Raw genomic sequence first — 24,601 nt, 5'->3', positions numbered from 1 at the left:
TTCATGAGCACCATTTCCTCTAATATTCTCTCTTTTTGGGCTTCATGAACCTTTCATGAGCACCATTTCCTCTAATATTCTCTCTTTTTGGGCTTCATGAACCTTTCATGAGGACCATTTCCTCTAATATTCTCTCTTTTTGGGCTTCATGAACCTTTCATGAGGACCATTTCCTCTAATATTCTCTCTTTTTGGGCTTCATGAACCTTCATGGGCACCATTTTCTCTTATCCTCATTCTCTTTGGGCTTCATGAAATCCTAAAAAAAGTCTGACTCCGAAATCAGCCAGACTTTTTCTTTTACTCTGTTTTAAAGCTGATCAGCTTAAGTTCAGTCATTTCTTCTACTGCATATTTGATTCCTTCCCTGCCCATTCCGCTCATTTTCACTCCGCCATATGGCATTTGGTCAACGCGGAAGGTCGGGATCTCGTTAATCATAACACCGCCAACATGTAGCTTTTTGGCTGCTTTGAGTGCTTTATGGATATCATTCGTAAAGATTCCTGCCTGCAAACCATATTTAGAATCGTTGACAAAATGGATGGCATCATCAAAATTTTGGAAGCTGTTAATATGCACGACGGGTGCAAATACCTCTTCACAACTAACCTTTTCGCTAGAAGGGACATTTACTAAAACGGTTGGCTGGAAAATCCCTTCTTCAGAGTTTCCGCCAGCCTTTAATTCTGCACCACTGGCAATCGCTTCATCTACCCAATTCTTCGTTCGCTGAACGTCACCACGTGTAATCATTGCTGAAATATCAATATCTTCCTCAAGGGGATTACCTGCTCTTAATTTTTTGGTTTCACTAACAAATTTCTCCACGAAAGCTTCAAAAACCTTTTCATGAACATAAATTCTTTGTATAGAAATACAAACCTGCCCCTGATAAGCAAAGGCACCATTTACAATTCGCGGGATAACCTTCTCTAGTTGAATACCATCATCGACAATTAATGCTGAATTTGAGCCTAATTCCAAGGTAATCTTCTTTAGTCCAGAGTTCTCTCTAATATAGCGGCCAACCTCTGGACTGCCTGTAAAAGTAATCATTTTGATCCGGTCGTCTTTCATTAGTATATCCCCGATTTTACTGCCGCTGCCGGTGATGACATTCAGCGCACCAGCTGGTAAGCCTGCAGAGTGAAAATATTCAGCCAGCTTAAAAGCCGATAATGGAGTTTGACTCGCTGGTTTCAGAACAACACTATTCCCTGCCGCAATGGCTGGGCCTACCTTATGTGCAACCAGGTTCATAGGGAAATTGAATGGGGTAATCGCCGCAATGACACCTAATGGTTCTCGAATCGTAAAGGCAAGCCTGCCCTCTCCTCCAGGAGCTGCGTCCATGGGAACTGTTTCTCCATGTATTCTCCTCGCTTCTTGAGCTGAAAAAGTATAAGTCATAATTGTCCGGTCCACTTCTGTTCTTGCTGCCTTTAGTGGCTTTGCAGCTTCGCTCGCTATTAATCTCGCACATTCCTCGCGGTCATCCTTTAAATATTGTGCAACTTTTTCAAGGATTTCCGCCCGTTCAAATGCAGGCATTTCTGCCATTATTTGTGCAGCTTCTTGTGCGGCCTGAATGGCTGACAGCACATCCTCCTGATGTGCTATTCCAATTTGGGCAATAATTTCTAAATTAAATGGATTCTTTAACTCCATATAAGAAGATGTACTTCGATATTCCCCGCCGATCCACAAATCCTTTTTCATTACAATCCCTCCCATGCCAAAAATTACTTAATCCTATTGTAGCAAACTTTGCTAATTCTAACTTAGGAGGGAATCTAATCACTGACTTCACACCACTTTAATAGTGTAAGAGCAATAATCTTACTTGCGGCAAACAGGTCTTCTAACAGGATATGTTCATTGGCATCATGTGCCGTAGCTGTTATTCCCGGCCCGAATACAACCACAGGTATATCTCCTACGTTTGATAGTATTCCGCCATCAGTCCCCCATGGACTTGCTTCAATAACTGGTTGTTCTCCCTTAATTTCTACAAAACTCTCAGTGATTGTTTTCATTAAGGGATGTTCGACTTCAAGGTTACCTGGAAGCCATCTGCCCCCAAACCATTCAATTTCAAGAGGATTCTCTTGAAACCACTCATCGTGTTCATTGAGTTCATTCAACACCGAAGCCATTTCTCCTTGTGCCGCTGTTATCGTTTCTTCAGGAGATACACCCATTCTTCCTTCAATAACCGCTAAATCAGGAACAGAGGATGGCCATTCACCGCTCGTTATTTTTCCAATATTTATTGGAATGGGGATTGGAATTTTGTTAAAAAGCGGATCGGTGATTTTTACATTTCGATTTTTTTCTAATTGTTGGAGCTTCTGGATGACCAATACTGCTTTTTCGATAGCACTTACTCCTTCATATCTTGTGCCGCCATGTGCCGCCCTGCCCTTAACTGTTACTCTAAACCACATGGAACCCTGCTGCTTCGGAAAAATCTTCATCCCTGTTGGTTCGGGTATAATCGCGCCGTCTGCACGGTACCCCCTCAGAACGGCAGCCAGTGTACCAGCACCGCCGCTTTCTTCCTCTATTACACTTTGAAAAATAACGTCTCCTTTCAGTTTAATTCCGGTAGAAATGATGGCCTCAATCGCCATGATTAAAGCTGCCGTACCGCCTTTCATATCCGTACTTCCGCGTCCATAAAGCTTTCCGCATTCAATATGGCCGCTAAACGGGTCATGTTCCCAGTTCTTTTCATCCCCAACCGGAACCACATCAATATGTCCATTTAGAATAATAGATTTTCCGCCGCCGGTCCCTTTTAACACACCAACTACATTTGGATTTCCTTCAAAGCTTTGCCGATCACAGCAGAAAGCCTCGTGCTGCAATAGTTCATTTCTGTCAATTTCCCAGATATCCAGATTCAATCCTAACTGCCGGCACTTTTCAATAATGACAGCCTGAGCACTGCTTTCGTTTCCTCTTGTACTATTTTCTTGGACAAGTATTTGTAAGAACCTCGTTCCTCTAGCACGATTGTCCTTCAGCCATTGTTTGATAGATTCTTCATGAGTGGTCAACACTTTCACTCCTTCTTTTTAGGGATGGGTGAGACTAGTAGGATATCTTTCTGACCATATCACTAATGGTAAATTCACACTCTGTCTTATTGCTGACATCTTTTAAGTCATAGGGCGGAAACAATTCAGTCAGCAGCAACCCATTGGCAGTCACCCTAAATACAGCTAACTCTGTGATAATCAAATCAACGCAGGCTTTAGAGGTGAGTGGCAATGTACATGATGTAACAATCTTCGGATTTCCTGCTTTATCACAATGATTCATTAATACAATCACTTTTCTTGCCTTTTGTGCTAATTCCATTGCGCCGCCCATGCCTGGAACTTTTTTCCCTGGAACTATCCAGTTGGCCAAATCTCCCTTTTTGCTGACTTGAAGGGAACCCAAAATTGTGATATCCACCCGTCCTCTGCGGATCATTCCAAAAGCTGTCGCACTATCACAGTAAGAACCACCTTGGTTCAAAGTTACCGGAAAACCACCGGCATTACATAAATTTTCATCTTCCATTCCTTTTTCTGGGCTTGGCCCCATCCCCGTAATTCCATTTTCGGCATGGAACATCACCAGCATATCTTCTGGCAGGTGGTTAGGAACCAAGGATGGGATGCCGATTCCCAGGTTAACCACCATTCCATTTTGGATTTCTTCTGCTGCTCTTCTCGCAATTGTATTGCGAAAGTCTATTCCCAGGCCCATTTCCAGTTCACTCCCTTCGAAGGGATAATGTGGTCGACAAACACACCCGGAGTAATGATTTCATCCGGCTGGAGGCTTCCTAGCGGAACAATCTCTTCCACCTCAGCAATGGTGATATCACCGGCCATTGCAACAAGCGGATTGGTATTTCGGGCGCTTTTGTCATAAATTAGATTTCCATAGGGGTCTGCTTTTTTGGCATAAACAATGGATATTTCTGCTGTTAAAGCTGTTTCAATTAAGTAGTCCTTTCCATTTAGGAGAAAATGAGGTTTGTTCTTGGATACGAGTTCATTATCCATTCCAATATCACTTAGAATCGCCGGAAGTCCAACTCCTCCCGCACGAATCCTTTCCGCTAGAATTCCCTGCGGTGAAAACTCCACTTCAAGCTTTCCTTCATGCATGAGTTTGCCAGCAATTGGATTTGAACCAATATGGGAGGCAATTACCTTTATTACCCTTTCCTGACTAACTAATTTTCCAATACCAATGTGAGGAAATCCTGTATCATTTCCAATTAACGTTAGCTTGGAAATTCCCTTTTCAAGAATTCCATCGATGAGAGCCGGCGGAGATCCGACACCGCCAAAACCGCCGAACATAACTGTCATCCCGTTAAAAAAGAGCTTCATGACCTCCTCTAAGGTTGTAATTTTGCCAAATGGATTTTCCATTTAAACACCACCCGATTTCAAATGCTGAGCAAAAGCCTCAATGGCTGCCTCTAAGAGTGAAACTAATTCTTCTATTTCTCTTTTGGTAATAGTTAATGGAGGCGAGATGATGATGGCATCCCCATTAACACCATCAATACCCGAACCTGCCGGATACACAAGCAGCCCTTTTTCCTTTGCAAAGGATATTATCTTTTGTGTTACAAGAATCTCCCGAGGAAACGGTGCTTTGGTGTCAGCATCCTGTACAAATTCAATTCCGAGCAATAAGCCTTTCCCGCGAATGTCACCAATAAAAGAATACTGATTTTTTAATTTTAAGAGTATGGCTTTTAAATAATCTCCCTTTGACTCTACTTCACTAACAATCTTGTTCTTTTCCAGATACTCTAATACAGCTAGAGATACGGCACAGGATTGCGGATTGGCACTTAAGGTATGGCCGCTCATCACCACTTTTGTCCCCGCTAAAATGGGCTCAATTACCTTTTCACTTGCCACAGCAGCTGCAATCGGAGCGTAGCCTGCTCCCATTCCTTTTCCAAAAGCCACAATATCAGGAATAACCCCATATTGTTCCATGGCAAGCATCGAACCTGTTCGCCCAAAGCCAGTCATTACCTCATCAGCAATAAATAGGATGTCATGTTCATCGCATATTTTTTTGATTGTCTTAAAATAATCCTTTGGCGGGGCAATCGCTCCGCCAGCAGCACCAATAACAGGTTCCGCGATAAAGGCCGCAATCTGATTAGCACCAATTCGTTTAATCGCGAGTTCTAATTCATGAGCACAAAGATATCCGCACTGAGGGGCTTCAAGGTTGTAGGGACAACGATAACAATAAGGAGGATTTATGACTGGAAAATCTTCGAGCAGCGGCACAAACCGTGCTCTTCTGCCTGTGTGGCCGGATAATGAAAGTGCCCCCATCGTGATTCCATGGTAACTCACCCATCTTGACAGCACCTTCGTTTTCGTTTGTATTCCTTTCTCCTGCCAATATTGGATTGCCATTTTCATTGCAGTTTCTACCGCTTCAGAACCACTATTAACAAAGAAGCACCAATTTAAGTCACCAGGTGTTAATGCTGCGATTTTCTCAGCAAGGTTCTCAGCACTTTCACTTGTAAATTGCGAGCGATACACAAATGAAACCTTTTTCGCCTGTTCCTTCATGGCTTCCATAATTTCAGTGACCCCATGTCCAATGTTGGCTGTTACTGCACCAGATGCACCATCAAGATATTTTTTTCCTTCCTTATCATACAAATAGATTCCTTTGCCATAATCAATCATTGGCAAGGATTCATCGAGTAATGGTTTAATTAGATACGTACGTTCCACCACACCACTTCCCCTTTTAGTTCATTGTATGAGTAAGGTTTTTAATACTTTCTTCTAATATGAATATAAAGAAAAAAACAGACACATATTGCGTATCTGTTTTAGTTCGTTTGTAGTATTGATTTTTCTAAATGGTGCTTTGTCACGAGAAGCTCTTTCCTGATCTCAGTGTCGTATGGATGGTATTCCATTCCTTTTTCTAGGACATCCTTAGCCCCTAAATGTCTGCCTTGTGCATTGAGCAGACAGCCTAACCGGAAATGGACGTTAGGTTCAAACGGATTTTCCTCGATAATGCTAATTAGCATTTCTTCAGCTATACGTACTTCTCCGATTTCACCATGACACAAGGCAGCTAAATAGCGAAGATGATAATCGTCGGGATCACTGTTTAATTGTCTTTCAAACAATGGCAGTGCTGCTTGGTATGCCTCCATATCCAAATAATTCATTCCTAACTGATAGGCAAGTCTGTCATCCCATTGTTTCTTAAGGGCCTTTTGTAAAATTTTTACCGCTTCATCACCTAATTCAAATTCTTCATAAAATCTAGCGAAATGACTTACAGCCGCCAGATTATTTTTATCTAATTTCATCGCCATCTCATATAGCTCGATGATTGTACCAAAGAGGTTAATTTGTTTCGTACGATTTTTTAGTTTCGCAACAAAACGTCCAAATGCATTCCCCTCTTTTTTCCCACTCCAATTCATTTCTGCAATAAACTGTTTCCCCGCTTCAGCAGCTAATAAAAACCTTCTACTTTTTCCCTCCACATTCCCCTCTAGTTTTGTAAGGATATTAGGGAGTCGTGACCACTTATTCGCAGCAGCACTATAAATAATGAGTGTTCGATATACCTCCACATTATCTGGGTTCTTATTTAGCAGCAATGTAAGGAGGGTACGCGCGTCCTTCCACTTTTTAGCTTTAATAAAGATCTTGGCCTGGTGATTCAGCAGTTCTGAAAACTCTGGATTCATTTGAAGAGCCGCACTGACCTTCTCTTGTTCAAGCTGGATTTCACCTAGTGCGCCAAATACATAGCCCTCGGCATCAAGTCTCCATATTTCATTAAACCCTTTAGGTAATGACTGAAGAAAAGCAAGTAGTTGCTGCTTTCTATCTTCATCTAATATCGATACTAAATATTCAATATTTACACTTAATGGCTCAATATCCAGTACTCTCAAAAGAAATTCCGCTTCTTCCTCATGATTTTCATTGAATGCGGCGATTTCAGCCAGACGCAGCAGGGCAGACTCATTGGCAGGGTCAATATTTATGCACGTTTTGTATGCATTTGCTGCAAGCTCATACATCCTTAGTTTAAAATAAACTTCCCCTATACGATAATATGGAAAAGCATCTTCTCTAACCTGTAAGGCAGTGTTATAACATTTCAAAGCAGAGGAGTATTGCTGTTTTTCTTCGTATAGCGTTCCCTCATAGCATTTAAACTCAATTACACTTGAATGATTTGTGAACTTTTGCTGTAGAAAATCGATTGCACTGTTTATGAAAGGTGTATCTCCAGCTATTTTTACATAGATCTCTAAAGCTTCATTGTAGTTAGAGTGAATATGATTAATTCCACTTTCTATTAGCGCTAAGGATTCTTCTGCCAGCTGAAGGTTATCTTCTTCCAAAGCCCATTCAGCCATCATACTTCCGCTATTAATCAAATATTCACTATCCTTTTTAAATCTGGCTGCTTGTTTTTTAAGAAATGCCACTGCCATTTCCTTATTTTCTTTATGGGCTATAATTTCTGCCAAACCAATATAGGCAAAGCCTTCATCCGGAAATAACTCAATACACTGTTGAAAACAGTCCATACACTTATCACTTTCTTCATGTTCACGATAAAAATCTCCAAGACGTATTAAAAGCTGGGCTGAAACAGAAGTATGAATAGCGGATAGCAAAATTTCTTCTGCCTTTTCAGGCTCCTCGAGCTCATAATCGTATAAGTCAGCAGCCGCAAGTACAGCAAAAGGAACATGGTTTTCCAATTTTATACTCATTAAAAACCCGCGCAGCGCCTTTCTGATGTTCCCTAGCTTCTGATCAAGACGTGCACGTTCATACCATGCATGACCATCCCTCGGTAATTCTCTAATCAATTTATTATAAATTTCACGTGCTCGAGCGTACTCCTGCTTTTCAATTAACACAGCTGCATGATTGATTCGGACAAATCTTTCCTTCGGTGCAAGCTCCATACTAATGGCAGAGAAATATTCTGCCTTCTTTACATTCTTTGAATATAAATAGGACAGTGCGAGATAGCTCCAGGTATAGTACTGATCTGGGTCAAGCTGCAGTGAGGTTCGAAAATAACCAACAGCCTCTCTCGTTTCATCAAAGTAAAGAGCGATTCTCCCATTTAGGAAATGATAGAGTGGAGAAAAAGTTTTCCGTTGTGTAAGTTTGAGCTGCTCTCTTGCCTCCTCCATCCTATGGAGACGCATATAGGCTTGGGATACATGGAGATTCATAAAGTCATTATTTGGGTAAGTCAAAAGCAGCCTTTTGGCACACTGAAGAATGAAATCATCATATTCCTCAAAGGAAAAATGCTTGACCACATAAATGGGTGAGTAAGGGACATCAATTGTATTCTTTAAGAATTCTAAAAAAGCCTCTTTATACTTTTCTTCATCTTCTTCCAGCTTTTCACCTAAATCCTGCAATTGCCGGAAATAATCATCCTCTTCTTTTGACAAAAAGGATAGTTCGCGGGCTCGGTCCTTTGGAACACACACAATCGACATATAACTCGTTGATACATTCGCATTTTCCAGATCGTTTGCAGAAACATACATTGTTTCCAGCAGGTTCGGTTCTTGGATATGATAAAAATCAAATACACCATCATAGCCTGTCATCACTTGAACATGAGACGAATGTTCAAAATCAACACTTAACAAAATTGGAATTTGCTTCCTCAATAATTCCTGATAAAGTTCTTTCCTGCCTACAAAATATCGACATTCGTATCCATTGGTTTCTAGATAGTCAACCGTCGTGGACAGCTTCGAACCAGTAAAATCAAAAATATGATTGGCAATCTCATCCTGGGTAATCTCTTCTCCAAAAAAGGTGAGAATCATTTCTAAGCTGGCTGGGACACAATAATTGCTTTTTTGAATAATGGGCTTAATTGTAAGTTTAATACATTCACCCTGCTCATTTTTAACTGTAAAAAGGGATTTCTCTCCTTTCACTTCTTCCTTTAACCGCTGATAGTCCCCTAATTGGTAATAGGCGGTTTTGGTTAAATGGTGAAAATACTTCCGATAGGCATGGTCTGTTATTCTTTCGTTTAATTCCTCTATCAATGCAAGCATTTCAGCCATTTTGCCGAGATCACGGTATCGTCTTATTTTTTCTAAGATGAAGGAAGGTGTTTCAGGATACAGCGATTCGCCTTTTTCAATAAGCGCAAGAGCCTCTTCGATTTGTCCATTTGATGCTTTTAAATCAGCAAGCAGCAAATAACAAATCTGTCCTTTTTCAGCATCCTTTAGACCTTGTTGAAAATATTTCTCCGCACTCTCTCTATCCCCCGTATGCATATAGACAAACCCAATCTTGTCATAGTGAGGTCGTGGAGACTCCTTCAGCTTTTCTAGAAGTTCTTCTGCCTCCTTAAATAGCTTCATTTCTAACAAACAACGAATCTTGCAAAAATAAAGCCGTTCGCATTCTTCACCATCCTGAATGTTATCCTGGATTTCGGCGATGGCGGAGGAGATCAGCTCATCTGCTTCTAGCAGCTTCCCATTATCAAGAAGCTCCTCACAATACCACGAAAGCGTTAAGAAACAAGGAAATCGCCGGTAAGCGTAACGAGCTAAAAATGAACTATATTGATACATCAAAAAATGATCTGTCAGCCTAATCAATACTTGAAAGTCCTCGGCAGAATTAATTTTCGTAACCTCGTGTTTAAATTCGGAGTAGCGCAGTGATTTAAATACCTGTATTTCTTGATTTATTATTTCTAACGCTTGATCGTATTGTTTCTGGTCATATAAGGATTTCAGTTTTGTGATCATATCCATAGTCCCCCAGACATCCTAATCCTAATAACTCTAGCATATATAAAAATGTCAGAAAATTCTAGAGGAAAACTATCTTTTACTTTTAAGGGCGGTTAATATAGAATAACATTTAGATTTACATAAGGATGGATGAAATGAACAAATCGAATAAACCATTATCGAAAAGAAGAGAATTATCAGCCATACAATTAATTGTTATTTTTTATTTATCTGCCTTAATCATTTCAACATTACTTTTGTTAATACCACTGGCACATCGTGAAAATGTTTCTCTTAGTCTAATTGATGCCTTGTTTACTTCTGCCAGCGCTGTCAGCGTAACAGGTCTAAGTGTCATTTCGATAAAAGATGTCTTTAATAACTTTGGAATATTTCTTTTATGCATCATCCTCCAAATAGGCGGATTAGGTGTAATGTCTCTAAGTACCTTTCTATGGATTATGATTGGAAAAAAAGTAGGCCTAAAGGAACGCCAATTAATTATGGTAGACCAAAATCAATCTAACTTATCAGGGTTGGTGCAGCTGGCAAAACGGATTTTTATTACCATCATTTCATTTGAAATTATCGGCGGGATTATCCTAGGACTTCGTTTCTTGAAATACTTTGACAGCCCCTTATCGGCTTTTAAGCATGGATTCTTCGGCTCCATTAGTGCTACGACAAATGCAGGTTTTGATATTACCGGCGGGTCATTAATCCCTTTTAGTAATGACTACTTTGTTCAAAGTGTAATCATTATATTGATGATTATCGGTGCCATTGGGTTCCCGGTTATTGTGGAGGTTTATGAATATCTTCTTAGCTTAAAAAGCAAGAAACGATACCATTTTACTCTCTTTACCAAATTAACGACCGCAACCTTCGTCTTTCTCACGATTGCAGGCGCCATAATGATTTATCTTCTCGATAGTTATCATTATTTTGCTGAGAAATCTTGGCATGAAACGTTCTTCTATTCCTTGTTTAACTCGGTTACCACCAAAAGTGCAGGGTTAGCAACGATGGATTTGAATGAATTCACACCAAGTAATCAGCTCTTTATGTCGGTATTAATGTTTATCGGCGGTTCGCCTAGCAGTGCCAGCGGCGGGATCCGGACAACGACGTTTGCAATTGTTTTGCTAGCGATTTTCTTTTATGCACGAGGAAAAGGTTCCATTAAAGTTTTTAGAAGAGAGCTTCATACTGAGGATGTGATTAAATCCTTTATTGTGATTTCCACAGCTGCCATCCTTTGCTTAGTCTCGATATTAATCCTATCCATTACGGAGAAGGGAACCTTGATCCAAGTAGTCTTTGAAGTAACATCTGCATTTGGAACGAATGGATTGTCGATGGGCCTGACACCTATCTTAACGACATTTGGGAAAATACTGATTATCCTTTTAATGTTTATCGGACGATTGGGGATTGTAACCTTTTTACTGATATTAAGAGGGAAAGATACGAGCCAGGAGAAAATTCATTATCCGAAAGAAAAAGTTACGATTGGTTAACAGCGGGGGACTCCGAGTTTGGAGTCCCTCTTTTGTTTTGCATCATTTATGTAGAACCTGTACGGTTTTGTGTAGAACCTGTATGCTTTTCCGTAGAACCTGTACGGTTTTTTGTAGAACCTGTATACTTTTCCGTAGAACCTGTACGGTTTTGTGTAGAAACTGTATACTTTTCCGTAGAACCTGTACGGGTTTTATGTAGAAACTGTATACTTTTCCGTAGAACCAGTACGGTTTTGTGTAGAAACTGTATGCTTTTGCGTAGAACCTGTACGGTTTTATGTAGAAACTGTATACTTTTCCGTAGAACCTATACGGTTCGCAATTCCACATATAGACTTTAACAAATAAAAAACAAACCCGCTAATTCAGCGGGTTTAGTTTAGGCCATGACTACTTCTTTTTTACGTTCAGTTGATGCTTTTTTGATGATATCTCTTGCAATCCAGACGCCGCAAGCACTTGCTTGGGCAAGACCGCGGGTAATACCAGCGCCATCGCCGCCTACATACAAACCACTGATCTCTGATTCAAAACGGTCATTGAGCTTTGGCCGTGCAGAATAGAATTTCGCTTCGACTCCATAGAACAATGTGTGTTCTGATGCTAGTCCTGGTGTAACTTGGTTTAATGCTTCGGTCATCTCAATCAAACTCTTAAGGGTATTATAAGGAAGAACTAAGCCAAGGTCTCCAGGAACAGCCTCTTTGAGGGTCGGCTCAATGAATCCCTCTTTAATTCTTTTTTCTGTTGAACGTCGTCCCTTTAGAATATCGCCATACTTTTGTACAATTAAACCGCCATTGGATAGTGCGTTCGCAAGACGTGATACTTCATGCGCGTATTCAGTCGGCTTATCAAAAGGCTCAGAGAATGTATGAGATACAAGCAATGCAAAGTTGGTATTTGGACTTCCAAGCTTCGGATCTTTATAAGCATGACCATTTGCAAGCATGATACCGGAGTGATTTTCAACAACCACATGGCCGGAAGGATTGCTGCAAAACGTCCGGACCCTTGTTCCAACGGATGTATTGAAAACAAACTTTCCTTCATACAAATGCTCATTAATTTCTTGCATAACGATGTCAGATGTCTCAACTCGTACACCGATATCTACTTGGTTACTAGACATTTTTAGCCGGCGTGCCTTCAATACTTCTGTCAGCCATTTTGAACCATCGCGCCCAGGCGTAATGACAACTTTGTCTGCATAAACATCCTTATTGCCTTTCAGTTTGATCCCCTTCACGACGTGCCCGTCAGGTGATTTTTCCGTAATCAAATCTTCAACTTCTGTTTTAAAGGACATTTCAACTTTATCATTTAAGTATTCAAAGATGCTTTTCATAATTTCTAAGTTTTGCTCTGTTCCAAGGTGACGAACTTGAGCACGTAATAGTTTTAAACCAGCTGCAAATCCACGACGCTCGATATCCTTCACTTGATCAGTAAGTGGATCGGTTATACTGTCTGTTGCACCGTGCTTTAAATTAATTTCATCCACGTATTTTATTAGATCGACTACTTGAGAGTCTGGAAGATAATCCGTCATCCATCCGCCGAATTCACTGGTGATATTAAACTTTCCATCAGAGTATGCACCAGCCCCGCCGAAACCGCTTGTAATCGAACATGCTGGCAAACATCCTGCAAACTCTTTTTTCCCCGCTGCTGGAGGACACTTCTCAATTTTATTTTGTAAAATTGGACAATTTCTACGGTAAATATCATGCCCCTTATCCACTAACAGCACCTTTGCGTTCGGCATTTTTAGTGTAAGTTCATAACAGGTAAATATCCCCGCTGGGCCTGCCCCTACTACTATAACATCATATTTATTTTCCATTGTCCAAAACCTCCAAGACGTATTTACTTAACCCTTGGTAAATATATCAGAGATTTCCCTACCCGTCAACAGTAAAAACGAACTATCAATAAAAATAAATTACCATTGTTCGTGTTTGGACTTTTTTTAGAAAATAACAAAAAAGACTCAGGCTTTTCACCTGAGTCTTTTTAGGTTCAGCAGTAGCTAGCGCCGATGATGATTAATAGTATGAACAACACTACAATTAATACGAAAGTGCCATAACCCCATCCGCACCCTCCTGCTACTGGTGCTGCATAACCAAATCCACAGCAATCTTGACCAAATCCATGTCCGTACATACCTATCCACTCCTTGATTTTTTGTCTGTTTACACTCTTACTTTATGTGGTAGGTACTTGACCTGTCTGTGCATTCGCCTATATTATGAGAATCAATGAAGAAAATGTAGGTGATGAATGTGAAAACTCTTTTAAAGAGCTTTGTTAACGGTATTTTAACGATTGTTCCCATTATTCTTGTAATCTTTGTTATTTACAAAACGTTTTTGTTCCTTGATGGACTGCTTGGAAACACCTTAAGGCCTTATCTAAAGGAAGATTACATTCCTGGTATTGGCTTATTGACAACCATTGTATTAATCACACTGTTAGGCTGGTTATCTACAAAATTTATCACCGGCAGTATTATTAGATTGATTGATAAATGGCTGGAAAGAATTCCTGTTGTCAAAACAATCTACTCTGTGATAAAAGATACGGTTCAATCCTTTTTAGGAGAAAAGAAGTCTTTTTCAAAGGTCGCACTGGTTGTCATACCTGGTACAGAAATGAGAAGTATGGGGTTTATTACCTCCGAACAGCTGGAGGACTTTTACAGTCCGCTTAGGGACCATGTAGCTGTTTATGTCCCGCAAACCTTTCAAGTCGCTGGATTTACTTTCTTAATTCCGAAGGAGCAAGTCGAAATTATTGATGTTAAGCCAGAAGATGCAATGAAATTCATACTATCTGGTGGAATGACTTCTACCTCTGCCTCAAAAGCAAATGGAAAATAATAAAAGCCGCGAATTCGCGGCTTTTTAATTTTCGTCAAATAGCTTTTTATACGCTCCGTAGCCTCGTTCGGCCAATTCCTCTTTCGGAATAAAACGTAAGGCTGCAGAATTAATACAATAGCGCAAACCATTTGGTCCTGGTCCGTCATCAAAGACGTGACCCAAATGGGAATCTGCGGATTTACTTCTTACCTCTGTCCGGACCATAAAATGACTATAGTCTTCTTTTTCAATAACTTCTTCCTCAACAATCGGCTTAGTGAAACTCGGCCAGCCGCAGCCTGCGTCGTATTTATCAAGAGAGCTGAATAATGGTTTGCCGGAGATGATATCTACATAAATGCCGTCACTCGTTTCATTCCAATATTCATTTCGGAAAGGAGGCTCTGTTCCGTTATTTTGTGTAACTTCATATTGCATCGGTGTTAATTCTTTCTTTAGTTCTTCTTTATTCTTCATTTTTTCTTCCCCCAATGTGCTTGGATAAATCCTGCTCTCCCTGAACCAACATGGTATTGTTCATAATGCGCTTTATTTTTCTTATAGTAAGCTTGGTGATATTCTTCAGCTGGATAGAAGGTTTTAGCTGGTAAAATTGGCGTTACGACCGGTTTTGTGAAGCGTCCGCTATCCTGTAAGTTTTGCTTTGATTGTTCTGCAAGCTCTCTTTGTTTTTCATTATGATAAAAAATCGCGGTTTGATAAGACTGTCCCCGGTCATGGAATTGACCGCCAGGGTCTGTCGGGTCGATTTGCTGCCAGTAAAGTTCAAGCAGTTTTTCATATGGAAAAATTTCTGGATCAAAGGTAATTTGTACAGCTTCATAATGGCCGGTTGATTCTGAACAAACCTGTTCATATGTAGGGTTCTCGACATGGCCGCCTGTATATCCAGAGATCACACTAATAATCCCCGGCTGCTCATCAAACGGCTTCACCATACACCAAAAACACCCTCCAGCAAATGTAGCCAGTTGTTTACTATTTTCCATGATTTCCACCCCTTTAGATTTATGTGCTTTGATATTGAGTATACCGAAACTCATCATAGAAATACAATTTCCTGATTAAAGCAAAAAAACATAACAACACATACAAAAGCCGAACCCGTCTTTAGGTTCGGCTATAACTGTTTATTTAATTTTCTTCTTCTGACGGGTTTGCTTCGTGATATTCTTCCACTTTTTCTGTTCTTCTGTCTGCGCGCGTTTGTCTGCTTTTCTTTCGATATAAGCGAGTTCTTTTTGGAGCTTGTTGTAGCTTCTTAAACGTCCTGAATCCAAAGAACCTTCTTCAATACCCTTCAATACCGCACAACCCGGCTCATCTCTATGCTTACAGTCCCGGAACCGGCACATCTCCGCTAATTCGTCGATATCGGAGAAGGTTTCGGTTAATCCATCTGCACTTTCCCAAAGCTGTATTTCCCGCATTCCTGGTGTGTCAATTAAGACACTGCCATTTGGCAATAATATCATTTCGCGGTGTGTAGTGGTGTGACGTCCCTTGTCATCGCCTTCTCGAATTTCCTTAACTGCCTGCTTTTTAACACCCAATAACAAATTCGTAAGCGTCGACTTCCCTACCCCAGAGGAACCTAATAAAGCGATCGTTTTTCCAGGCTGCAGGTAAGGCTCGAGCTGTTCAATTCCACTGTTCATTTCCGCACTTATCGCGATAACGGGTACCCCGCCAAAAGCGATAGCTTCTACTTCTCTTATCTTCGCTTCGATATTTTCACAAAGATCGGCCTTACTTAAGACAATCACTGGATTGGCACCACTTTCCCATGTGAGCAGCAGATAGCGTTCTATTCTTCTTAAATTTAGATCATCATTTAATGAGTTTACGAGAAAAACCGTATCCACGTTTGCAGCAACAATTTGCTCCTCCGTCACTCTTCCCGCAGATTTACGGGAAAACTTACTGAACCTGGGCATCACTGAATAAATCGTACCTTTTCCTTCGTCCACCCGGGATTTTAGCATCACCCAATCCCCGACAGCAGGATAATCCTCACGAGATATCGCTTCAAAGTTAAATTTCCCAGAAACTTCGCATAGTAACTCTCCATGCTCTGTCCACACACGGTACATATGCTTATGTTCCAAAGCCACCCGGCCAATAATCATCTCTTCAGTTTGTCTTTGTGTTAAAAAATCGTGATTGATTTTATCTGTTAATCCAATATTAGTTAAATTCATCCATATTCCTCCAAAAATTCGCATAATAAAAAACCATAGGCAGCACAGCCCATGGTTTTATTCACAAAAGGAATAATGGGTATAGATTCCCCTAAGTGGTGAATCTGCGGGCTGTGCAAACGATATTGAAATAAACGGCAATTAACGTATTTTCATTTAACATTACACTTCACCCGCCTTCCGACTTATTTGTAATAAGTATATGTCACTTTTATCCATTTGTAAACAAAAAATCCAATAATAGACACCCACCTAAACATGCTTGAATAAATTAACTTGTAAAGAACGTAAGAAAGGAGAGAAGGGTATGTCTGGAAATAGAAATCATTCTGATTACCTGCAACGTGCTGCGATGTATGATTTGCTGGCTCACAATTATAAATACGCTAATCCAAACCTGCACATGCATTACTATATGAAGCACCTCAAATATATGAATAAAGCGATAATAGAACGTAATATCCAGCAATCCCAAACCGAAGGCAGGGTCCGGTTCCTTCACACTTCACCTGATGCCAATGAAGTAGATATATATATCAATGGTCAAATGAAAGTGAAACGTCTTCCTTTTAGAGTGGCTAGCAATTATCTTGCCTTGAAGCCTGGAAAGTATCATATTGATATATACCCAACCGGTAATTCGACCGATAGTATCCTCAATAAAAGAATCACCGTTGAACCTGATAAATCCTATACACTAGCCATTATCGACTCAGTAAAAAAAATGCGCCTGCTGCCGTACCTTAACCAGCACCAAGTTCCCATGAATGAATCGAAAATACGTTTTCTTCACTTATCACCGGATACTGGAGCTTTAGATATGGCTGTTAAAGATCGAGATGTTGTGTTTCCTAGCATCTCCTATAAACAAACAAGTGACTACCTAGGAATTATGCCGATGACCGTGGATCTAGAACTTAGAGAGGCTGGAACAAAAAAGATCGTTCTATCGATGCCAAAAGCACAGTTTCGTCCAAATGAATCCTATACGATTGTATTAATTGGTCTTTCGAAGGATGATCCTGGTTTGCAAGCGATGATATTGAAGGATTAGAAGCAAAAAAAAAGGTGGCTCACGTTTTGTGAGGCACCTTATTCAACGGGTACGACAATCGTAAATGCAATATCATCCTTTTGCAGATCAAACTTGTTTACCTTTATTTTCACATCACTCTTTAACTTTAATTGCTGCATGTTGACATAAATTATTTTATTATTTGGCTGTATGTCGACACCTTTAGGGAGTTTATAATTATCATTGATAAATTTAAGTACATAAGATACAGGCAGAGGCAGACTGCCAACCGAAATCGACTTCTGCTTTAGGACTAAATCGCCATTATCTAATGCCTCGGGAACAAAGGTTAGTTTTAGATCTACTTCTTGACTAAAGAATTGCAATGTCCCGTATAATTCCACTTCATCACGGAGCTGAACACTGTAATCGATCGGTGAATCTGCCGCTTCCTTTTGAATATACTGATTAATTAATACATTCAAGTCAGCCTTATTCGACTTGACTTGGAAAGATACACTCTTTTCGTCCGGAGTCTTTTGAATAGTTCCTTTTTCATCAGCAGGAACGAAGATTAGCGATAAAAGAATGATAACAATCAAAAGATTTAATCCTGCTATCAGAAAGAATCCCGTTTTCCATTTGTTTTCCATAGAAAGCTAGTTCTCCTCTTTACTGACCATATACGCCTTCTTAACGAGATCAGGTAATGTCTGTTCTTCTAAGGTTTGATTTAGCCTTTGGGCAATCAATTCATACCCTTTATTATTCGGATGAAAGTTATCACTATGCAATAGACTTTCTGTTGGATTTTTAAATAAATCTTCAATTCCTACAAAATACGCATTTTGATAATTAGAAACAACACTTTGGCTGGCAACATTCCAATCTGAAACAATCTGGTCCAGCTCTTTAATATTAGAAAACCATTGAGAAAACGGATTATATACTCCTACCAAAACAATATAGGCATCGGGATTAGTTCGAACAATTGTATTAATGATTTGGTATAAATTATTTATATATACTTCTTTTTCCTTTTTAAAGATGGACAGCTGCAAATTAGAAATATTATCTTTTACTACCTTCATAATATCATTGCCGCCGATGGTTAATATAACTAAATCTGCAGCAGAAACTTTGTCTTTCATCTCATCGGTTTGCAGTCTTTTTAATAATTGCGGTGTCCGATTACCTTTTACACCGAAGTTATAGAAATCTACTTCCTTAATCCCCTTTTCTTCCTCGAGCAAAGTTCTTAAGTAAGGCAGGTATCCTCCATTGTTCGTGGTATCGCCAACACCCTCTGTTAAGGAATCACCAGCGGAAAGAATGCTAATTTCCTTTGGGACAAAATCGACAGGAACCTCTTCATAAACAACAGCAGAAACACTCCGTTCTTTATGCAGAGCCCAGTTATCGGATGGACTGCAGGAACTTAAGAAAAGTGTCGAAAGAATGAGAAGGGCAGAAACCTTTATCATTTTCTTCACCACCTTCTTACTAATGATATTATAACATGACGTAAATAATTCAAAACAGGCTGGTACTATATCCTATTCTTTTCCAAAAAAATAGACCTTATGAAAAGGTCTATTGCAACGCTTTTATATCTTTGATCATTTCATCATATGGCACTTCCTGATACCCATCATAGATTTTCTTAACCTTTTCATCCGGCCCCACTAAGAAAAAGTATGTTTGGTGAATAACCTGGTCGCCTTCTTGTGGTTTCTTCACTAGTGTTTTAAAAGTTTCCTTCGCATAGGTTTCAATAAATTCTTGCGAATAGCCCGTTAAAAAAGTCCAATTATCATCCTTCAGTCCGAAGTTCTTGGTATACTCTGTTAGTTTTTCGGGTGTATCAACGGTTGGGTCGACACTAAATGATACGAACTCAACATTTTGCAGTTCTTCCTCTTCAACCATTTTTTGCAGTTTGGTCATGTTTGCCGTCATTGGCGGACAAACATCTGCACAATTGGTGAAAATAAAATCTGCCACCCAAATCTTACCGTCCAAATTTTTCTTTTCAAATGGTTTATTCTCTTGTGTCACCGCGTTAAAATCATTGACCGGATAATCCAGTGGGTTCTCAATCCCCTCTTGTCCACACGCAGACAGCAGGAATACAACTAGAATTAGCAGTAACGATAAAACCTTCTTCATATCTATATCCCCCATAATCTTATTCTCTTGTGATAAGTGTAACAAAGATTATGGAAAGAGAAAAGAAAAGCATTCTATTAATCAATTACGCCCGTTTTAACAACCGTATTATCCACATGTACCTCAAACGTTGCATCCTTATAGAGCTCTCTCCATTCTTGTTTGGATAGCGGCTGTTTACGAATATGGGCCATATATTCATTCCCAAACCCTGCTGGATCGACTTGTTTCTTTTGAAAATATTGCAGCAAATCCATAATTTGTTTTTCCATTTCTCGATTAATTTCTTTTTCTATAAATTTAATATTCCCGGTAGTGGATAGGTCTAATGGTTCTGTTGCTTCAAGTAATCTTGAATCTAATTTCACATCGATTCTAAAATGGGGCGTTTTCTTGTCCATTAATTTAATTGTTGATTTACTTCGAATATTATCAATACTAATAAATAATTTATTATAGACCTTCTTATTTTTACCTTCATCTTTTTCCTTAATGATTTTTTCAAATCGAGATCGAGTAAAACCAAGCTCTTGTGTACCGGATTTATATTTATCTGACAGCACCTTTGCATAAAAGAGCTGCTCATTCTTTAATTCCCCAACTATTCGATCATCCTTAAAAAGAGCAATTCCCTTAATTACTACCCCGCCGCCTTTAATTTTTAGGATAGGCAGGACCGGATCCCTGCCATGGTCCTGAAAATTATGATTAAATTCATGCAAGGTTGGTGATGTTAGCTGTTCACTCTCTACATTTTGTTTGATTAAATTATATAAATAGGTACCCAGGTTAACCTTAAGCTTCTTTTGATTAAAATTCATGATGGAATAGGCATCCTCTTCAGCTATCGTTAGATATACCATATTTCCAACAGTAGGATCCCGATTTAGAGCATCTACGAGTTGTGATATTCCCTTCTCGGCTAGCTCCTTACTATAAATCACACAGCGAAGCTGCCCTAAAACAAGCTTTTGGTCAATCTCAAGATTTTGCTTTTGTCGTAGCGCCTTGCTTGTATTCGCATCGACTGTGATGATTTTGGTTAGATTTTTTGCTACAGGATCAAATTTATGGACAACAACGGTACCTTTAAGTTTATTTTCCTTTTCTAAATCATATCCCTGCGCGGTGATCAGCCCCAGCTTTTCCAGCTGCTTTGTTTCGACACAGCTGCTCAAGAACATTACACAGACAATATTCACCATGATCCATTTCCATTTATGACGTCTCTGCATGGCTATTTCTCCTTTTTACCCACCATTTTTTCATAAAGACAATAAATGAAAGAACCACTGGATAGCAGATTGCGGCAAAAAAACCTGTTTTTGCGACCAAATCTGTTACTGTATTCATCTGATATCTTGCCTGGAAGAAAAAGGTTGCTACAAAAGCAAGGATTGCAAAAATCCATATTCCAGTTTTTTGTTTCAGTCCCACTATCCTTGAAACCCCTTTTGAAGCGGCCCACAAATAAAGGCACATATTAGGGAGTATAATTAACATCCAAAATGATACGGCGATGAATTCAAATCGTTCTAAGTTTGGTAGACGAACTATTTTAAACATGGACAATACCGGCCAAATTGCCGCTTTAAGACTATCTCCAGCAAAAAACACAATTGAGATAATTGTTACCATCGTAAAGAGAAGTGTTGTATACACATTTGCAATTTGAGCATACTTCATGCTTTTTTTCTTCTCCTTTATATAGGGATAAAAAAACATGATCAATTCAAATCCCATCATAGAGAGTGTTGTACTATGAGCTCCTTTTAGAATCGTACCAACACTCACATTCATAATAGGGAACAAATGATTGAAGTCTCCATAACGAAGCGGAACAAATGCGATGAATAGAATCCAAATCGTGCCTAATACAGATAAGAAGGCCACACCGACAATGATTCTTACCCCGCCATAGACGGCATAAATAGCAAGGAAAATCAGAACAAAAGCAAGCTGCCACGTTGGTAAATTTGGAAAAATCCAAACTTGAACAATTTCGATATAATTCATAAAAATAACAAAAAAGCTGCTGAGCAAGTAAATCATGTAAATGAAGCTCAGTGAATTTCCCACCCATTTGCCAAATACATCAAGATGGATTCCATACAGATCAGCACTATCATATTGCTTGAGCATGGTTATCATAAACCATAGAACCACAGAGGTAATGAATCCAGCTGCCATTACAGAAATCCATGCGTCATGCTGTGCTTTTAAAAATACGACACGTGGAAGTCCTACAAGTCCTACGCCCGTTTGAGCACCATGGATGACAAATAGCAGGAGATACGCACTAAATAGTAATCCTTCCTTGGGATGTAAATTCACATTCATGTATGTCCGCTCCTATTCATCTACATCCTTTTTCTGCTTTGCCTTTTTCGCTGGATAGCGATTTTTGTCTTCAGGCTGGTTCGTTACGGGGCGATAAGATAAGTATTGTAAAGGAAACCGAAATAAGCTATACCCTAAATCCCTAAAATTTAATGGATAAACTGGTGACAAATAGGGTCTGCCTAATGTGTCTAGTTTTAATAGGTGAATAATAAAGAAACAAAAGGAGACCATGATTCCGATTCCCCCCCAAAAACCTGCCATAATAATAATCGGGAAGCGGATAATCCTAATCGCTGTACCCATTAAATAACTAGGTGTTGTAAAGGATCCCAGAGCGCTGAGTGCAATAATAATAATCAAAATATTACTCGTAAAACCTGCATCAACGGCCGCTTGTCCTATAACGATACCGCCTACAATACCCATCGTCTGACCAACCTTCGTTGGCAGCCTTGCTCCCGCCTCACGTAATAACTCAATGACAAATTCAAGTAAAAGCGCTTCGAACACAGGCGGAAAGGGAACATTTGACCTGGATTGCCCCAATGAAACAAGCAGGGGCGAGGGAATAACTTCATAATGATAAGTTAATACAGCCACATAAGCCGGCGTCAGCAGGACGGATAAAAATGTCGCCATTAAGCGGAGTATCCTTAAGAAGAAACCCATATTCCAGCGCATATAAATATCTTCGGTAGATTCAAAAAAGGTAAATAATGGCGTGGGTCCGTAAATTGCATCTGGGCTTCGATCCATTAAGACAGCCACTCTCCCTGTCATTAAGGCCAGGGTAATTCGGTCAGGAAGCTCCGTTGACATCAATTGCGGGAATACAGACCAGCTATTTCCTTCTATTAATTGACCTAGGACCGTACTGCCTTGAACATGATCAATTTCAAGCTCACTAATTCTTTGTCTGAACGAATTAATATTTTCCTCTTCTGCTACACCTCTAATATAGACGAGTTTTGCCTGCGTTTTTGATCTTGTCCCGATTGTTAAATCTTCCATACACAAATTATGATCTTTAATATTGTTTCTTAAGATATTGATATTTCCTTGGAGTGATTCGGTAAAGGCAATTTTGGGACCAAATACAAGCGATTCCGTTTCTGCCTGTGCAAGACCCCGTTCAACAGGCTTACTAATATTAGCAAGGAGCCCAAAGGGTTCCCCCTCTACATATAGATAGCTTTTACCTTCAATTAAGGCAGAAACAATTTCCTTTATTTTATTTGCCCCTGATAAATCGGCAATGGGAAGAATTTGGACGAGCTCCTCCACCGTCCAACTTGTTTTAGGATTTTCTTGAATAGGCTTGAGGAGAAAATCATCCAGCCCTGCACTATCAACCAAACTGCTGACAAAACATATCACCAGTTTTTTATCGTTCTTTTTTAACGTCCGAAACATTAAGTCTGAACAGGCAACCAGCTCTTTCTGAAGCTGTTCCTTTAGTTCATCAATGACTAGACTATGAGCCTTTTCAGCCTCTGGCGTTTTTTTGCCAGATATCCATTTAAACATTGGCAGCACCTTTAACAAATCAATTTTTTATAGCTTTACCAAATATTCTATTTTTACCCAAATTCAACTCAGCAAAGATGAGGCAATAGCCTTAATGAAATAAGGTTTATTATCAATTGAAGTTATGGTATTATGAATGAGTATTCATTCATAAGGCAGAAAATTAAGATAAATAGTATTAGAAAAATTGAGGTGTGTGGTATGAGACGAATAGGTCCTATCATGATTATTGAAGGAGCAAATAATAGTAAGGTTCCTTTTTCAAGAAGCTTGTATATTAATAGTAAAGATAAGGTACTAATTGATACCGGTGCAGACCCAGCGGAGCTCAGAGCATTAGATGATGAATATGGAGTGGATTTGGTGGTGAACACTCATTACCATCCGGACCATACTCTGCATAACCATTTGTTTCGAAATACAGAGAAATGGATCAATCCATTGGAGTTTGAGACCATTCAATCGATTGAAGGAATTGCAAGAGGAAACGGAGTTTACCAAGAGTGGGGTCCTCGAGGTGTGGAAGCTTTGCGAAAACAGATGCCAAAGGAATGGGTTCAAAATCTTGGTGAAATTTCCGGGACATATCAATACGATGTAGAATACAACTTTAGTGGTGTGAAGGTACATTTTCTACATACACCCGGCCATACAAAAGGTTACACGTCTCCCTATTTTCCTGAGCTAGGCGTCGTCTATACAGGTGATTTCGATATGACTTCGTTTGGACCGTGGTACTTTGGGACCGATGGGGATATTAACGAGTTTATTGAGTCTAGTAAAGTATTGTTAGAGCTGGATGCAGAAACCTATATTACAGGTCATCAGAAAGGTGTTTTCACAAGACAGGAATTTATCGAAGCAATGAGCAAGTACATTGCGATGATCGACCAACGTGACGAAATCATTGAAAAGTCTGTGCGTCAAGGGATGAATTTTGAGGAGCTATCCAACATTGGTATCTTTTATCCGAAAAAAATGCTAGAGGTGCTGATTCTGAAGACGTGGGAGCGAAGCGGAATTCGTAAGCATTTGCAGCGGCTTGGGTATAGTGTGCAGGGTTCTGAAATAGAGCTGGTCAATAAATAAGGATGGTG

At 39.7% G+C, this 24,601-nt stretch carries 21 protein-coding genes; 4 read left to right on the top strand and 17 right to left on the bottom strand.

All coding sequences use genetic code 11. The features are described from left to right. Positions 1-300 precede the first annotated feature (300 nt). From SFC47_RS12285 to SFC47_RS12260, 6 genes are all read right to left on the bottom strand, one after another. Positions 301-1,722 (bottom strand): aldehyde dehydrogenase family protein, encoded by a 1,422-nt coding sequence (locus SFC47_RS12285; RefSeq protein ID WP_411254550.1) that lies wholly within the window; start codon positions 1,720-1,722, stop codon positions 301-303. A 74-nt stretch (positions 1,723-1,796) separates the two neighbouring features. Continuing rightward, complete coding sequence (locus SFC47_RS12280; protein WP_411254549.1) at positions 1,797-3,065, bottom strand: peptidase; 1,269 nt, start codon at positions 3,063-3,065, stop codon at positions 1,797-1,799. A gap of 34 nt (positions 3,066-3,099) precedes the next feature. Beyond that, positions 3,100-3,765 carry a 3-oxoacid CoA-transferase subunit B gene (locus SFC47_RS12275; protein ID WP_411254548.1) on the bottom strand — a complete coding sequence of 222 codons (666 nt, stop codon included), beginning with the start codon at positions 3,763-3,765 and terminating at the stop codon, positions 3,100-3,102. Then, entirely contained in the window at positions 3,750-4,442 is a 693-nt protein-coding gene (locus tag SFC47_RS12270) for a CoA transferase subunit A (RefSeq protein WP_411254547.1), read from the bottom strand. The genes SFC47_RS12275 and SFC47_RS12270 overlap by 16 nt, the downstream gene beginning before the upstream one ends. Beyond that, positions 4,443-5,789 (bottom strand): aspartate aminotransferase family protein, encoded by a 1,347-nt coding sequence (locus SFC47_RS12265; protein ID WP_411254583.1) that lies wholly within the window; start codon positions 5,787-5,789, stop codon positions 4,443-4,445. A gap of 101 nt (positions 5,790-5,890) precedes the next feature. After that, positions 5,891-9,853, bottom strand: a complete 3,963-nt coding sequence (locus SFC47_RS12260; protein WP_411254546.1) for a tetratricopeptide repeat protein — start codon at positions 9,851-9,853, stop codon at positions 5,891-5,893. Positions 9,854-9,993: 140 nt separating this feature from the next. On the opposite strand from SFC47_RS12260, the gene SFC47_RS12255 reads away from it, so the two are divergent. Next, positions 9,994-11,358, top strand: coding sequence for a TrkH family potassium uptake protein (locus SFC47_RS12255; RefSeq protein WP_411254545.1), 1,365 nt, complete (start codon positions 9,994-9,996; stop codon positions 11,356-11,358). Positions 11,359-11,740: 382 nt separating this feature from the next. On the opposite strand, the gene SFC47_RS12250 is transcribed toward SFC47_RS12255, so the two are convergent. After that, on the bottom strand, positions 11,741-13,207 hold the full coding sequence (locus SFC47_RS12250; protein WP_411254544.1) for an NAD(P)/FAD-dependent oxidoreductase: 1,467 nt from the start codon (positions 13,205-13,207) through the stop codon (positions 11,741-11,743). A gap of 176 nt (positions 13,208-13,383) precedes the next feature. Beyond that, entirely contained in the window at positions 13,384-13,530 is a 147-nt protein-coding gene (locus SFC47_RS12245) for a YjcZ family sporulation protein (RefSeq protein WP_411254543.1), read from the bottom strand. 119 nt (positions 13,531-13,649) lie between these two features. Between SFC47_RS12245 and SFC47_RS12240 the strand changes: the two genes are divergently transcribed. Then, positions 13,650-14,246, top strand: a complete 597-nt coding sequence (locus tag SFC47_RS12240) for a DUF502 domain-containing protein (protein WP_411254582.1) — start codon at positions 13,650-13,652, stop codon at positions 14,244-14,246. 24 nt (positions 14,247-14,270) lie between these two features. On the opposite strand, the gene msrB is transcribed toward SFC47_RS12240, so the two are convergent. From msrB to rsgA, 3 genes are all read right to left on the bottom strand, one after another. Further along, positions 14,271-14,705, bottom strand: coding sequence for a peptide-methionine (R)-S-oxide reductase MsrB (gene msrB, locus SFC47_RS12235; RefSeq protein WP_411254542.1), 435 nt, complete (start codon positions 14,703-14,705; stop codon positions 14,271-14,273). Continuing rightward, a complete protein-coding gene (gene msrA / locus SFC47_RS12230; protein ID WP_411254541.1) occupies positions 14,702-15,238 on the bottom strand; it encodes a peptide-methionine (S)-S-oxide reductase MsrA in 537 nt (178 codons plus the stop codon). Before msrA ends, msrB begins: the two co-directional genes overlap by 4 nt. A 141-nt stretch (positions 15,239-15,379) precedes the next feature. Continuing rightward, on the bottom strand, positions 15,380-16,450 hold the full coding sequence (rsgA, locus tag SFC47_RS12225) for a ribosome small subunit-dependent GTPase A (protein ID WP_411254540.1): 1,071 nt from the start codon (positions 16,448-16,450) through the stop codon (positions 15,380-15,382). A gap of 307 nt (positions 16,451-16,757) precedes the next feature. On the opposite strand from rsgA, the gene SFC47_RS12220 reads away from it, so the two are divergent. Then, positions 16,758-17,504, top strand: coding sequence for a DUF4397 domain-containing protein (locus tag SFC47_RS12220; protein WP_411254539.1), 747 nt, complete (start codon positions 16,758-16,760; stop codon positions 17,502-17,504). A 38-nt stretch (positions 17,505-17,542) separates the two neighbouring features. On the opposite strand, the gene SFC47_RS12215 is transcribed toward SFC47_RS12220, so the two are convergent. From SFC47_RS12215 to SFC47_RS12190, 6 genes are all read right to left on the bottom strand, one after another. Continuing rightward, positions 17,543-18,118, bottom strand: coding sequence for a YpmS family protein (locus SFC47_RS12215; protein ID WP_411254538.1), 576 nt, complete (start codon positions 18,116-18,118; stop codon positions 17,543-17,545). Between the two features lie 6 nt (positions 18,119-18,124). Continuing rightward, positions 18,125-18,949, bottom strand: a complete 825-nt coding sequence (locus SFC47_RS12210; protein ID WP_411254537.1) for an SGNH/GDSL hydrolase family protein — start codon at positions 18,947-18,949, stop codon at positions 18,125-18,127. A 109-nt stretch (positions 18,950-19,058) separates the two neighbouring features. After that, positions 19,059-19,634, bottom strand: coding sequence for an SCO family protein (locus SFC47_RS12205; protein ID WP_411254536.1), 576 nt, complete (start codon positions 19,632-19,634; stop codon positions 19,059-19,061). Positions 19,635-19,711: 77 nt separating this feature from the next. Continuing rightward, the gene (locus SFC47_RS12200) at positions 19,712-20,869 is read right to left on the bottom strand and encodes a Ger(x)C family spore germination protein (RefSeq protein ID WP_411254535.1); all 1,158 of its coding nucleotides are present in this window, start codon (positions 20,867-20,869) and stop codon (positions 19,712-19,714) included. After that, positions 20,853-21,974, bottom strand: a complete 1,122-nt coding sequence (locus SFC47_RS12195; RefSeq protein WP_411254534.1) for a GerAB/ArcD/ProY family transporter — start codon at positions 21,972-21,974, stop codon at positions 20,853-20,855. Before SFC47_RS12195 ends, SFC47_RS12200 begins: the two co-directional genes overlap by 17 nt. 12 nt (positions 21,975-21,986) lie before the next feature. Next, entirely contained in the window at positions 21,987-23,504 is a 1,518-nt protein-coding gene (locus tag SFC47_RS12190; protein ID WP_411254533.1) for a spore germination protein, read from the bottom strand. 201 nt (positions 23,505-23,705) lie between these two features. Between SFC47_RS12190 and SFC47_RS12185 the strand changes: the two genes are divergently transcribed. Then, positions 23,706-24,593 (top strand): MBL fold metallo-hydrolase, encoded by an 888-nt coding sequence (locus tag SFC47_RS12185; protein WP_411254532.1) that lies wholly within the window; start codon positions 23,706-23,708, stop codon positions 24,591-24,593. Positions 24,594-24,601 lie beyond the last annotated feature (8 nt).

Source organism: Neobacillus niacini (genome assembly GCF_046591715.1).
GTDB classification, from domain to species: domain Bacteria; phylum Bacillota; class Bacilli; order Bacillales; family Cytobacillaceae; genus Neobacillus; species Neobacillus niacini_L.
This window is presented reverse-complemented; position numbering and strand designations above follow the sequence as displayed.